Source organism: Pedobacter sp. ASV28 (assembly GCF_016428855.1).
Lineage (GTDB): Bacteria > Bacteroidota > Bacteroidia > Sphingobacteriales > Sphingobacteriaceae > Pedobacter.
On the sequence record NZ_JAELTN010000002.1, the window covers coordinates 105,128 to 117,599 of the forward strand.

Sequence of the window (12,472 nt, forward strand, 5' to 3'; positions counted from 1 at the left end):
ATATGAACAAGCTAAAATCTATCATTATACTTTTTCCAGTTCTTTTATTTTTCGCTTCTTGCGAAGAGGTAATTACACTCGACCTGAACACCGCAGCCGAAAAATATGTGATTGAAGCCAACTTGACCGATAAAGCGAATGGCGCAAAAGTAACCATTAGCAAGACCAAGAGCTTTAATAGCACTAATGACTTTGTTGGAATAACCGGAGCCGTTGTTAACATTGAAGATGCACAAGGCAATACGACCAGACTCACTGAAAGTAGCACCAAGGGGATTTACACACACCCTACCTTAAAAGGCTTGCCTAAATCTACATATAAGCTGAAAATAGAAGTGAATGGGCAAACTTTTACCTCTAATTCTACCATGCCGGAAGTCGTTGAACTTGAAGATGTTTTTCCCTATGAACTGAGCCTATTTGATGGGCCTAGGCTATTTACTCATGTTCGGTATACCGACCCCCTGGGCATCAAAAATTTCTATCGATTTATCGAATATAAAAATGGCGTGTACACCAAGTCTATTATGGTAACCAATGACGAATTTACGGATGGAAAGCTCGTCAATCAAATTGTTCCACCCTATGAATTTACCGAAGAAAGCAAGCTTAAAAAGGGAGATAAGGTTAAGGTAGAATTTCTTACACTTGATGAACCCGTATATAAATATTGGTTCAGCGTAGAAAATGGTGCCCAAGGCGGTGGCGATAGTGCCGCACCCGCAAATCCCGTAAGCAACATAAAAGGAGGAGTATTAGGCTACTTTAGTGCACATACTATTCAAAGCAAAGAATACACCGTTAAGTAATCTAAGTTTTTCTTCGAACTTCAAACATTATTGCTTAAGTTTATAATTATATTACCCTAATATAAATTTCAGCTATATGACATTAGTTCAACTTGAATATATCGTTGCCGTTGACACCTATAGAAGTTTTGTAAGTGCTGCAGAAAAATGTTTTGTTACACAGCCAACATTAAGTATGCAGGTACAAAAGCTGGAAGAGTTTTTAAACGTCAAGATTTTCGATAGGAGCAAACAACCTGTAACACCTACCGAAATTGGCTCGCAAATTATTGAACAGGCGCGTTTGGTATTGCAGGAGAACAGCAAGATTAAAGAGATCATCAATAACCAACAGCAAGACATCACAGGCGAATTAAAAATTGGGATCATACCCACCATTGCCCCCTATCTTTTGCCCGAGGTGATTTCTTCAATGTTGGAAAAATACGCCGACCTAAAGCTATTGATCTGGGAGTATACTACGGAGGACATTATCCATCATTTAAAAACAGGCGTGATCGACTGCGGCATTCTCGCTACACCTTTGATAGATGCCAACATCAATGAAACCCCCTTATATTATGAAACCTTTGTGGGCTACGTCAGTAAAAACAGCAAATTATACAAGAAGAAGACAATTGATGCAGAAGATTTTGAGGAGGAAAATATTTGGTTGTTAAATGAAGGTCATTGCATGCGCTCGCAGGTGTTAAACATTTGTCGCTCTACCAAGAACAACAGGCTACAATCTTTGACCTATAATACGGGAAGTGTAGAAACCCTGATTAGAATGGTTGATGTGAATGATGGCACCACCTTGCTGCCCCAACTATCGCTATCCGATTTAAATAGCAAACAATTGAACAAAGTACGCTATTTTAAATCACCAGAGCCCGTAAGGGAAATCAGTTTGGTTACCCATAAAAACTTTGTGAAGAAAAAAATGCTCAATGCCCTACAAGAAGAAATTTTAGCCCTTATTCCAAAGGGGATGAAACAGCGCAAGAAAAAAGATGTGGTTGGGATATAGACATTGTTAAGCTTGTGCAACTTTAAAAACCGTAATTCTTACCTAATTTTTTGGGCGCTAAAAAAATTGACCTTTATCGCGCAAACAATAGCCAGTAGGAAAGAGCCTAGTGTAATAAAATCAACTATGTTGTCGGGAATATCTTGACCGGTAATACGATCAAGATGATACTTTACAAATGAATTAGGCAGATGATGTTCACCCAACTGCTCCTTAACCTGCCACTGCCATTCGGTAACGGGGCAATAGCCAATACCATACCAAATACCTAAAAATAGCCAACAGAAAAGGGTAATGCCAACAACCCAAAGATGAAATCTACGCATTCGGGGCCAAATCCAGGCAAATAAGTTTATTCCTATAATAAGAAGATGGACAATCGTTAGACCGTAATCCAACAGCTGCAGTCTCAATTCTCCTTTATACTCTTAAGCCCTTCAATACCCACAACCTTTTCCTCTTCTTCTCCCTTTTTACGTTTTTTCTTCTTCTTGGGATCTATACCACTCAAACGTTCTTCAATTATCTTATCGTATTCAATGGCCTGTTCGGGCTTTAAAACTGCTTTAATACTTTTATTGGTTTCGTTGCTTAAGCGATATATTTTAGCCACTTCTTCATCGTTATAACCTGTGGCTTGTTGCTTTTTCATTAAAGCCACCTGTTCCTTTGCAAAACTATAGGCATAATTATATACTACTCCCTTTTGGGTGGAACTTAGCTTTAATCGCGTTTCCAACTCATCCACATTCTTTTTTGCCAGCTCTTCAGCTGTAGGCAATTTTTGTTGAGCTGATGCAGAAAGAGCCACTACCGTAGCTAGAAGCAAAGCAGATAAAAACTTTTTCATTAGGGTTCAATTATCGTTTAAAGCTGCAATTTAGGAATTTTTTGGGAAACAATATGTAGGCGTTCTTTTGACAATGTACCCAGATTTAAGGGATTGATATCCTTTTGTTTTTCCCCGTCCTCTTCAATGTAGACTAGCGCCTGTTTCAATATCCATGCAGAAATCGCTGCACAGAAACCCGGAACGACAGCCCGATCCAAACAAAAAGCGGGGCTATTGTTGTAAATGCCCCGCTTTTATGGTTATCTTAAGAAGAAACTATAATGCCTTTTTGTAACGTTCTGCTACTGCATCCCAGTTTACCACATTCCAAATTGCGGCTAAGTAATCAGGGCGTTTATTTTGATATTTTAAGTAGTAAGCATGCTCCCAAACATCGATACCAAAAATGGGTGTACCTTTTACTTCAGCGATATCCATTAAAGGGTTATCTTGGTTTGGAGTTGAAGAAATCACCAATTTCTTATCAGCACCTACCGAAAGCCAAGCCCAACCAGAACCAAAACGGGTTGCACCGGCATCTTGGATTTTTGTTTTAAAATCGGCAAACGATCCAAATGCTTCATTAATTGCTTTAGCTAAGTCGCCAGTTGGCTCACCACCTTTATTCGGTCCCAATACCGTCCAAAACAAAGAGTGGTTATAGTGACCACCACCGTTGTTACGTACTGCAGCCGGGTACTTAGAAATATTTTTGATGAGATCATCTAAATTGGCATTTGCTTCTGGCTTACCTTCTAATGCCTTATTCAGATTGGTAACATAAGCCTGATGGTGCTTACCATGATGGATTTCCATCGTCAATTTATCGATATGTGGTTCTAATGCGTCTGTTGCGTATGCTAACGCAGGTAATTCAAAAGCCATAATTATATATTTAAGTTTATTAAAATGTTATCTCTACAAATATAGTAGAAATGTTATCTCTACAAATATAGTAGAGATAGGTTAAGTTTTATTCAATTGTTTGTCAACTTTATTTCCGTTTGTTGGCAAAAAAGGTAGTCATCAAACTACCGCATTCCGCACTCAAAACGCCCCCTTTTAACAACGTTTTTGGATGTAAAAGGTTTTCTCCGATTTTCGTAAATCCACGTTTTTCTTCTTTGGCACCATACACCACCCGGCTAATCTGCGTCCAATAACTGGCCCCCGCACACATTACACAAGGCTCTATGGTAACATAAAGCGTACAATCCTTAAGATATTTACCCCCCAATGTCTGTGCGGCTGCCGTAAAGGCCTGCATCTCTGCATGTGCAGTTACGTCATTCAGTTGCTCGGTAAGATTATAACCCCTTCCCACAACCTTGCCTTTACAAACCACTATAGCCCCAATAGGGATTTCATCTGCCTCAAAGGCCTTTCTTGCTTCATTCAAAGCTAAGCGCATAAAATGCTCGTCTTCTTGTTCTGGATTGGTGTTTTCTTCGAAACTATAAAAGCTCATTTTTTTCAATTTGAAATAAAGAACAAGGAGCAAAGAATAAAGATATTGGTTGCCATTCTTGTCGTTTATCTTTGTTCTTTCATCCTTAATCTAAATTAACTTACTACCATTTGGTACTTTTTGTGCTACACTGCTTAAAACAATATCGCCATTTTCATCGGCAAAACCAGTAACCAAGAACTCGCTTATGAATTTTCCGATCTGTTTTTTGGGAAAATTAACCACGCCTATAATCTGTCTGCCGATCAGGCTATCCAAAGTATAATGCTTTGTAATCTGAGCACTGCTCATCTTCGTTCCAAGTTCTCCAAAATCTACCTTTACCTTATAGGCGGGTTTGCGGGCTTCAGGATATTCAAAGGCTTCAATGATCGTTCCTACCCTGAGTTCTACTTTTTCAAAGTCGTTCCAACTAATTTCTTCCATAGCCCAAAAGTAAGGTTTTTAGTTGTTCAGCTTTTTAATTGATTGAAAAAAGTTGTATTGGCGTTAGCCATCTTTCACCTTTGTTCCTTAGTCCCTGTTCCCTATCTTTGTTGCATGTTAGAAATCAAGCTAAAAAAAGGAAAAGAGAAAGCGGTGCATCAACGTCATCCTTGGGTATTTTCTGGTGCATTAGATAAAATAATGGGTAAACCCGAGAATGGTGAGGTGGTAAAAGTGATCAGTGCCAACAATGAATTTTTAGCTTATGGCTATTTTAATGGCCAATCTCGCGTGGCGGTGCGGTTAATAGAATGGGAAGAAGGTCAAGAAATTGACGCTGCTTGGTATGAGCACAAGATATCTGCAGCTGTTAATGCCAGGGCCCGCTTGTTAAAAAACAAAGACACTGATGCTTATCGTTTGATTTTTAGCGAAGCCGATTTCCTGCCGGGGCTAATCGTAGATCAGTACGCCAATTTCTTATCTGTACAGATCTTAAGTGCGGGTATTGAAAAGGCCAAAGCCATAGTGATCGACATTTTGGTCAAACTTTTGAATCCAAAAGGAATATTCGATCGTAGCGATGCCACGGCACGTACACATGAAGGTATAACAGCAGAAAATGGGCTACTCTGGGGAGAAACTCCCGCGGCATTCATTGCCGTAAAAGAAAATGGCATCACCTACCATATCAACATTGCCGAAGGTCAGAAATCTGGCTTCTATTGCGATCAGCGTGATAACCGAAGTATCCTGGCCGCCTATACAGCAGGAAAATCTGTTTTAGATTGCTTTAGTTATAGCGGTGGCTTCAGCCTGAATGCCCTTGCTCAAGGCGCAGCACAGGTAACCAGTGTAGATAGTTCTCCATTGGCCATAGAAACACTGAAACAGAATATCGCTCTGAATGAGTTTGATGAAACCAAACATATCGCTATACAAAGTGATGTGAACAAACAGTTGCGCCAATTTAACGATGAAGGAAAAAAGTTTGACATAGTAATATTGGATCCTCCTAAATACGCCCCTTCACGTTCAGCCCTAGATCGGGCAGCAAGAGCATACAAAGACCTAAATCGTAGGGGTTTGATGTTATTGGAAAGCGGTGGCCTGTTGGCTACATTCTCCTGCTCTGGGGCTGTAGATATCGAAACTTTCAAACAGATTATTGCCTGGGCTGCTTTAGATGCCGGAAAAGAAGTACAGATCATCAAACAATTTTGCCAGCCAGAAGATCATCCTGTAAGGCTATCTTTTCCTGAAGGGGAGTATTTGAAAGGGCTCTTATTAAGGGTGGTCTAATTATAGCTATTGGCAGCTTCACTAAAGGATTGTTAAATCACATATTTTTAGCTAATTTGAAGCAATAAAAACAGAGCCATGCTGATTGTAAAGAACATTAAACTAAGTAGGATAATTATCAATACCTGGTATGTAGATTTAATTATGATCGCATCCTGTATGGGCGCCTACTTCGTTCGCGAATACCTTATCGCCTATCATTTCTCCATTCCTACCATTATTCCTACTGTATTGGGTACGGCCATTGCTTTTTTCATTGGTTTCAATAACAACCAGGCTTATGACAGATGGTGGGAAGCCAGAAAAGTATGGGGTGGCCTAGTAAATGATTCGCGATCATATGCCCGTAGTTTACTTAGTTATGTGCCACCAAGTGAAGACAATGACAAAATAGTAACACGGATGATTCGTCGCCATATTGCCTTTTTATATGCGCTAAAGGCAAATTTGAGAGGTACCGTTGACTTAATCTATGTAAAATACCTCAGCGAAGAGGAAAGACGGGCGGTAGAAACACAGGCCAATATTCATAATGCCATTTTACATAAACAGGCCGACGATTTGGAAAAACTATACCATACCCAGCAAATAGATGGTTTTAAGTTTATGGCCATTAATGAGTTGCTCACTAAATTTAGCGATGGCATGGGCATGAGCGAACGAATCAGAAACACTGTATTTCCAACCACCTACAGTTACCTGACCAAGGTTTTTATATGGCTTTTCGTCGTAACCTTTACTTTGGTCATCAGCCAGGAAATGGGAATTTGGTCTATTTTTATGGGCTGGATGATCGGTTTTGTTTTTGTCTCCACCCAAATCAACGGCATGAATCTTGTCGACCCCTTTGAAAACAATGTGGCTGGAATACCATTAAATCAAATTACAAGAACCATAGAGATTAATCTTTTGCAAATGATAGGGGAAGAAAATACCCCTCCACCAATTACCCCCATTAATGACGAATATGTGCTGTAATGAGCTCTTATGAGGTTTTAAATTAATAGCACATCAAAAGCTAAACTTCGTAAGCTTAGCGTCTCATTAAGAAGCCCCAACGAAAATTTTCGTTGGGGCTTCTTATAGGTAGCGTTTTTAAAGCTCTTCTGATTTGGTAGGTAAATTATCAAACTCTCCATCTAGGGCATATTTGCCAAAAATGACCAGTCCTGCTGCAATTGGAATAAAAATCAATAAAATAATTCCCCATTGTAGGGCGGTATTGGTTTGATTAATTCCGGCAGGTGCCGCATTGATCTTATCCCAAGCTTGCCAGAACATAAATATGGTAGAAAGTGGACCTAAAATGATCCATACTAATCCTAAAATTCTTTTTAATGCCTTCATGATATTAATCGTTTACGTTTTCGTCTCTTTTGTTGGATAAATAAACCGTGCCTATTACAAAACACAGGGCGGCGATCCCTATAGGGTACCATAATCCAGATAGTGGGGTAGAACCTTTAAAGCTGGCAATAAGGGTAGCCACAAAAGGAACCAGGCCACCAAACACACCATTGCCAATATGGTAAGGTAGCGACATAGAAGTGTAGCGTATTTTAGTTGGAAAAAGTTCCACTAAAAATGCAGCTATTGGTCCATACACCATGGTAACCAGCAGTACCTGAAAGAAAATCAATCCTACAAAAACCCAAAAATCGTTACTTGCCAGTTTTTTATCCTTATAGAGCACCGCTGAATGTCCAATGGACTTTCCTACTGCGGCGTATACCGTGTCTACGCTTACCTTATTAAAGGAGGCTCCTGTTAACAAATTTATTTTTGTGGTAGTGGTCAGTAAACTGTCTCCATTTTCGTGAAGCTGTGTTTTGGTCATCACTGGAAGCGCTATTTCTTTGATATCGCTTTGCGCTACCTTACTCATATCCGTTCTATCCAAGAATTCCTGATAAATAGGGCGATAAAAGATGATGCCCAGCAACATGCCTGTTAACATGATCCACTTGCGGCCAACCTTATCGCTCCAAGCGCCAAATACCACAAAAAACGGCGTGGCAAAAGCAATTCCCCAAAGTAACATATACCTAGAGTCGTTAAAGTCTACATGACAAGTGTTTTCAATAAATGATTGTGCGTAGAACTGACCGGTGTACCAAACCACACCTTGCCCCATGGTCGCACCAAAAAGTGCCAGTAATACCATTTTGAAATTGGCCTTTTTACTAAAGCTTTCTTTCAAAGGATTTTTAGAAATATTGCCTTCACTTTTTAGTTTACTAAACATTGGCGATTCGTGCATCTTCATACGAATGTACACCGATACCAAAATCAGTACGATAGATAGTAAGAAAGGTACTCTCCAGCCCCAATCTGCAAATTCTGCTGCGCCAATCATATTTTTGGTCAATACAATAACCCCTAAAGAGAGAAATAACCCTAAAGTGGCAGTAGTTTGGATCCAACTGGTAAAAAAGCCTCTTTTACCTTTTGGAGCATGCTCCGCTACATAGGTTGCCGCGCCACCGTACTCACCACCAAGGGCCAAACCCTGTATCAATCTTAAAATTAAGACCAATATTGGGGCGGCATAGCCAATGCTCGAATAAGACGGGATTAGTCCGATAAGGAAAGTCGATCCTCCCATGAGTACTAAGGTAAGCAAGAACGTATATTTACGCCCAATTAAATCGCCTAAGCGTCCAAATACCAATGCCCCAAAAGGTCTAACAATAAAACCTGCGGCAAAAATGGCTAAGGTATTGATTAGTGCAGAAGCACCTGCATCGGCAGGGAAAAGTTGAGATCCGATAATGGTAGCTAAACTACCAAAGATGTAGAAGTCGTACCATTCTATAAGCGTCCCCAAAGAGGACGCTCCAATTACTTTAAAAATGTTGTTTGATTTAGTTTCTGGGTTCATATTAGGTTTTGGTTCAAATACTAAAACTAGTTGATTAAACCCTAAAAAACAACATTTTACGAAAAATAGGCTAAGATACTATATAAACATCCCTCCAGATACTTCAAGCCTTTGCGCATTTATCCAGCGACCTTCTTCCGAACATAAAAATGCAACCACTCCGCCAATATCGTCAGGTAAGCCTGCTCTGCCAAGTGCAGTATTAGAGGCAATAATAGAATTTACCTGGTCATTATCCCTAACGACTCCACCGCCAAAGTCGGTTTCTATGGCTCCCGGTGCAATGGCATTCACCGCAATCTGCCTTGCACCCAGTTCTTTTGCCAAATATTTGGTGAGCACTTCTATAGCACCTTTCAGCGCAGCATAAGCGCTATAGCCTGGCATTGAAAAACGGGTTAAACCTGTAGAAACATTAATTATCCTTCCTCCATTAGCTAAAATCGCTAACGTTTTTTGGATAAGAAAGTACACTCCCTTAAAGTGGATATTGGTTAAAAGATCAAACTGCTCTTCTGTAGTTTCTGTAAAGGGTGTATTAATTCCAATACCTGCATTGTTTACCAAAAAATCAAAATTCTGGCGTTGCCATTTGTCATTTAACAAAGTATTTAGCTGGCCAACGAAATCATCGAAAGTTTTGATCTTCGATACGTCCAATTGTAATGCGGCTCCTTTTTGTCCCAAAGCCTCGATGGCAGCCACTACTTCTTCTGCCTCTTCTTTTTTGCTATTGTAGGTAATAATGACATCGTTCCCCTTTTGGGCGAGTGCTAAGGCCATGTTTCTTCCCAAACCACGGCTGGCGCCAGTTACTAATGCTATTTTTTGAGTTTTCATGTTTTTTGCTTTAAGATTATATACAAATATCACCACTTATACCACCATAAAAATGGTGACAGTTTAAGATTCTATGAGGGCTAAAAAATACTTAACTCAATTGTTTACGATATTGTTTTGGGGTAATGCCCTCAAAAGATTTAAAAAATTTAGTAAAATTGGTCGGTTCGTTAAAAGTAAGCCGATAGCTGATTTCATGAATTGGTTTTTGCGTATTTACCAACATTTTTCGGGCTTCTTGCAATATGCGTTGCTCTGCAAAATGACAAGGAGAATAACCTGTGCTTAGTTTTATGGTATTGCTAAAGTGGGTGGGGTGAATAAACAACAATGCTGCAAAATCTTTGATATGGTACATCCTATCTATTTTTCCAGTTAAAATATCTTCAACATGTTGATCCAACAAGTTGAAAAAGTCTTGAGTAATCTCGTCCTTACGGGATAATAGTTTTTTAGGGATTGCCATTAAGCTAATTTAGCAATACTATAGTTATGATACCATTTAGGTAATGTCATAATTTATAGCCCTTTAATAAATTAAGTCTTATCACAGTTTCTCTTTCAGCAGACTACCTAAAGGGTATACCTCTTAGAGATACTTCTCTTCAACAAAAGGGATTTAACTGCTTATTTCAAGAATTTCTTCTTCAACAGTTGATTTCTAATATGTAATGTAGCGATAAAAATACCTTGATTTGAATCTGACATATTTAGGGATAAATGATTGGCCCCCTTATTTAGGGAAACCGCTTGTTCTAAAACTTTTTTTCCGCTTATGTTATAAATGGTCAATTGTGCCTCAGAGGTATGGTCTGCGGTAATACCAATGTTTATATTGGATGAATTAGGTGCTGAGTATATTTCCATCGCTAAATTGCCTAAACCCATATTTACGGAAACAGGATCGGTTAATGTGGCTTTTCCATCAAAATCTATCTGGTTTAAGCGATAATAGTTTAAACCATTCACCGGATTATCATCCGTAAAATAATAATGTAACAGGTGTTCGCTATTCCCTGCACCATTTATTTTGGCTATATTTTTGAATTGGATCCCATCTGTTGATCTTTGAACTTCAAAATAGGCATTGTTCAGCTCTGATGCCGTATTCCATTTCAAAAGCACCGAGGCAGCTTGTTTCTGGGCAACAAACGAAGCAAGTGAGATTGGCATAACCGCTTCCGGTAGAAAATCTGAGTAGACAAAATCATCTAAAAAAGTAACCGCATTAGTGGTTGAAGATTTGGAGTTAAAAGCAAATGCATTTAGGTTTAATGAAGCCCCCAGTACACCAGCTCCAAAATCTGTAACACCTGTAGCAGAAAACAGTTGGGTACCATCAACCCAGACCTGCCATTTACCAGCCCCGATATGACAGTTGGCCGAATTTTTTGAATAAATCTTTGCCAATGTGGTATTATTACCATACACTTCAATGGTATGTTCGCTATTTGGAGTAAAACCGGCTATTACTGGATTTAATGCCTCACTTATTGATGTTGTAGAATTATTTGAGGTCGTATTTAAAAAGAAACTAAAGCTATGTTTCGTTGCCCCTAAGTTCCATTGCATGGAGGCAAATCCCCCATCAACCATACCGCTTCCATTGCTATAAAAGGCTCCGCCATCATTATTCCCTATCGAAAATATTTGTTCGCCATTGGTTCCCGCATCAAACCTTATCTTATAGCTCAAGCTCATTACCTTAGATGTGGAAGGAATATTATAAACGGAAAATTTATTACTTGAGGTTGATGTGGGCGCAGTGATTTTCAAACGAGCAGCCGACCCAATGGTCGCTCCCGTATTTGCTAATTCAAATTTGCCCGAGCTAGGTGAACTCATCCTAAACCTCACCACCTGCGCCGGGATTGATGAAGGGCTGGGACTTGGTATATCCAAATTGGGACTTTGGGAAACGGTAGATTCTATTGCTCCATTGGCCGCAATGACAAAAGTTCCCGTATTTGTACCGAAATCTAATGTCCAAGTAGTTTGGGCAACGCAAATTACCGTAAAAACCAGTAGTGATAAAGTGGTCAACAATTTTTTCATCTCAATTCGTTTTGGGTTGGTTAATAGGATTTTTCGTCATGGCTTCGTACCTCGAAATGACGTCTTAAATTATTTTGTCGGCAAGCCCAAGTTACTGTAATCCCAAGCCCTATCGCCAGAAATTCCCCACTCACTATCAATAGCGGTCGTACCTTTTGATTTGCCCCAATCTGTAGTTGGATTGTGAACGCTTGCCTTTCTAAAAAAGGTTCTGTTTCGGGTATCGCCTACTTCTCCTGCAATGGTCCACATGATATTGTTCCGGGCACTGGAAGCACCAGTAGTAGTTACCCTAGCAATTAGAGGGCTGCCAAATACATCAATTATTTTATAGGCGTTACCACTTAAGGTATAAGTTCCCGTAGCATCTTTTCTAAGCAGTGCAATAGCACTATTCCCGCTTAATTGTAATGGTATACTTGCATTAGCGTTTGTAGCACTAGTCGTTCCCCAAGTAATATCACTTTTTATAACTGTAGCATCAGCTTGGGGAGAAGCAATAACATAGCATTTCCCAACTGCCAAAGTATTTGTTAATACCAAGAAATTACCCGTTGGGAAGCTCCAATTTGATAGCGTGCCCACATCCGTAACCGCAAAATAACCGATGGCATAATTACTTAAATCTATATTGGCTTCGGTACCATTATAGAGTTCTACATAATGTGGCCTGGTTCCACCTGCTGCTGCATCGGTATTAATGGCCGTTGAAATTTCCGAAATCAACAAATCGCTATTAGCCGTAGATGGGGTTGGTGGAACAGGGGTAAATTCAATTTCAGAAGAGCAACTGCAAACAATTGCCATAATGAAAAGTATGATTGGAAAATAGGTTTTCATGTTTTTAATT

Annotated in this window: 15 protein-coding genes; 4 read left to right on the forward strand and 11 right to left on the reverse strand. The window is 39.6% G+C overall.

The window, feature by feature from the left end; all coding sequences use genetic code 11:
- Positions 1-2 precede the first annotated feature (2 nt).
- Positions 3-809: a DUF4249 domain-containing protein gene (locus JHD79_RS01330; protein WP_199117282.1), complete on the forward strand. Its 807-nt coding sequence runs from the start codon at positions 3-5 to the stop codon at positions 807-809.
- A gap of 76 nt (positions 810-885) precedes the next feature.
- Entirely contained in the window at positions 886-1,818 is a 933-nt protein-coding gene (locus JHD79_RS01335; RefSeq protein WP_199117283.1) for a hydrogen peroxide-inducible genes activator, read from the forward strand.
- 38 nt (positions 1,819-1,856) lie between these two features.
- Here JHD79_RS01335 and JHD79_RS01340 read toward each other — a convergent pair whose 3' ends face one another.
- The 5 genes from JHD79_RS01340 to JHD79_RS01360 all read right to left on the reverse strand — a co-directional run bounded on the left by JHD79_RS01340 (position 1,857) and on the right by JHD79_RS01360 (position 4,544).
- The gene (locus JHD79_RS01340) at positions 1,857-2,231 is read right to left on the reverse strand and encodes a DUF2784 domain-containing protein (protein ID WP_199117284.1); all 375 of its coding nucleotides are present in this window, start codon (positions 2,229-2,231) and stop codon (positions 1,857-1,859) included.
- Entirely contained in the window at positions 2,228-2,668 is a 441-nt protein-coding gene (locus tag JHD79_RS01345; RefSeq protein ID WP_199117285.1) for a hypothetical protein, read from the reverse strand. Before JHD79_RS01345 ends, JHD79_RS01340 begins: the two co-directional genes overlap by 4 nt.
- A gap of 258 nt (positions 2,669-2,926) precedes the next feature.
- Positions 2,927-3,535, reverse strand: coding sequence for a superoxide dismutase (locus JHD79_RS01350; protein ID WP_233164514.1), 609 nt, complete (start codon positions 3,533-3,535; stop codon positions 2,927-2,929).
- Between the two features lie 109 nt (positions 3,536-3,644).
- Complete coding sequence (locus tag JHD79_RS01355; protein WP_199117286.1) at positions 3,645-4,118, reverse strand: nucleoside deaminase; 474 nt, start codon at positions 4,116-4,118, stop codon at positions 3,645-3,647.
- Between the two features lie 90 nt (positions 4,119-4,208).
- On the reverse strand, positions 4,209-4,544 hold the full coding sequence (locus JHD79_RS01360; protein ID WP_199117287.1) for a tRNA-binding protein: 336 nt from the start codon (positions 4,542-4,544) through the stop codon (positions 4,209-4,211).
- Positions 4,545-4,658: 114 nt separating this feature from the next.
- On the opposite strand from JHD79_RS01360, the gene JHD79_RS01365 reads away from it, so the two are divergent.
- Complete coding sequence (locus tag JHD79_RS01365) at positions 4,659-5,846, forward strand: class I SAM-dependent rRNA methyltransferase (RefSeq protein WP_199117288.1); 1,188 nt, start codon at positions 4,659-4,661, stop codon at positions 5,844-5,846.
- 78 nt (positions 5,847-5,924) lie between these two features.
- The gene (locus tag JHD79_RS01370; RefSeq protein ID WP_199117289.1) at positions 5,925-6,824 is read left to right on the forward strand and encodes a bestrophin family protein; all 900 of its coding nucleotides are present in this window, start codon (positions 5,925-5,927) and stop codon (positions 6,822-6,824) included.
- A 117-nt stretch (positions 6,825-6,941) separates the two neighbouring features.
- Here the strand turns inward: JHD79_RS01370 and JHD79_RS01375 are convergent, their stop codons facing one another.
- From JHD79_RS01375 to JHD79_RS01400, 6 genes are all read right to left on the reverse strand, one after another.
- Positions 6,942-7,193: a DUF6814 family protein gene (locus JHD79_RS01375; protein ID WP_199117290.1), complete on the reverse strand. Its 252-nt coding sequence runs from the start codon at positions 7,191-7,193 to the stop codon at positions 6,942-6,944.
- A 4-nt stretch (positions 7,194-7,197) separates the two neighbouring features.
- Positions 7,198-8,727 carry an MFS transporter gene (locus JHD79_RS01380; protein WP_199117291.1) on the reverse strand — a complete coding sequence of 510 codons (1,530 nt, stop codon included), beginning with the start codon at positions 8,725-8,727 and terminating at the stop codon, positions 7,198-7,200.
- Positions 8,728-8,805: 78 nt separating this feature from the next.
- Positions 8,806-9,567, reverse strand: a complete 762-nt coding sequence (locus JHD79_RS01385; protein WP_199117292.1) for an SDR family oxidoreductase — start codon at positions 9,565-9,567, stop codon at positions 8,806-8,808.
- A gap of 91 nt (positions 9,568-9,658) precedes the next feature.
- The gene (locus JHD79_RS01390) at positions 9,659-10,033 is read right to left on the reverse strand and encodes an AraC family transcriptional regulator (RefSeq protein WP_199117293.1); all 375 of its coding nucleotides are present in this window, start codon (positions 10,031-10,033) and stop codon (positions 9,659-9,661) included.
- Positions 10,034-10,194: 161 nt separating this feature from the next.
- Positions 10,195-11,622, reverse strand: coding sequence for a T9SS type A sorting domain-containing protein (locus JHD79_RS01395; protein ID WP_199117294.1), 1,428 nt, complete (start codon positions 11,620-11,622; stop codon positions 10,195-10,197).
- Between the two features lie 69 nt (positions 11,623-11,691).
- A complete protein-coding gene (locus JHD79_RS01400) occupies positions 11,692-12,462 on the reverse strand; it encodes a lamin tail domain-containing protein (RefSeq protein WP_199117295.1) in 771 nt (256 codons plus the stop codon).
- Positions 12,463-12,472 lie beyond the last annotated feature (10 nt).

Bases quoted from the DNA above. Each gene is read 5' to 3' on its own strand.
- JHD79_RS01365 (WP_199117288.1), top strand. From the start codon at position 4,659: ATGTTAGAAATCAAGCTAAAAAAAGGAAAAGAGAAAGCGGTGCATCAA.
- JHD79_RS01385 (WP_199117292.1), bottom strand. From the start codon at position 9,567: ATGAAAACTCAAAAAATAGCATTAGTAACTGGCGCCAGCCGTGGTTTG.
- JHD79_RS01350 (WP_233164514.1), bottom strand. From the start codon at position 3,535: ATGGCTTTTGAATTACCTGCGTTAGCATACGCAACAGACGCATTAGAA.
- JHD79_RS01400 (WP_199117295.1), bottom strand. From the start codon at position 12,462: ATGAAAACCTATTTTCCAATCATACTTTTCATTATGGCAATTGTTTGC.
- JHD79_RS01335 (WP_199117283.1), top strand. From the start codon at position 886: ATGACATTAGTTCAACTTGAATATATCGTTGCCGTTGACACCTATAGA.
- JHD79_RS01395 (WP_199117294.1), bottom strand. From the start codon at position 11,622: ATGAAAAAATTGTTGACCACTTTATCACTACTGGTTTTTACGGTAATT.
- JHD79_RS01370 (WP_199117289.1), top strand. From the start codon at position 5,925: ATGCTGATTGTAAAGAACATTAAACTAAGTAGGATAATTATCAATACC.
- JHD79_RS01345 (WP_199117285.1), bottom strand. From the start codon at position 2,668: ATGAAAAAGTTTTTATCTGCTTTGCTTCTAGCTACGGTAGTGGCTCTT.
- JHD79_RS01355 (WP_199117286.1), bottom strand. From the start codon at position 4,118: ATGAGCTTTTATAGTTTCGAAGAAAACACCAATCCAGAACAAGAAGAC.
- JHD79_RS01330 (WP_199117282.1), top strand. From the start codon at position 3: ATGAACAAGCTAAAATCTATCATTATACTTTTTCCAGTTCTTTTATTT.
- JHD79_RS01375 (WP_199117290.1), bottom strand. From the start codon at position 7,193: ATGAAGGCATTAAAAAGAATTTTAGGATTAGTATGGATCATTTTAGGT.
- JHD79_RS01360 (WP_199117287.1), bottom strand. From the start codon at position 4,544: ATGGAAGAAATTAGTTGGAACGACTTTGAAAAAGTAGAACTCAGGGTA.
- JHD79_RS01380 (WP_199117291.1), bottom strand. From the start codon at position 8,727: ATGAACCCAGAAACTAAATCAAACAACATTTTTAAAGTAATTGGAGCG.
- JHD79_RS01390 (WP_199117293.1), bottom strand. From the start codon at position 10,033: ATGGCAATCCCTAAAAAACTATTATCCCGTAAGGACGAGATTACTCAA.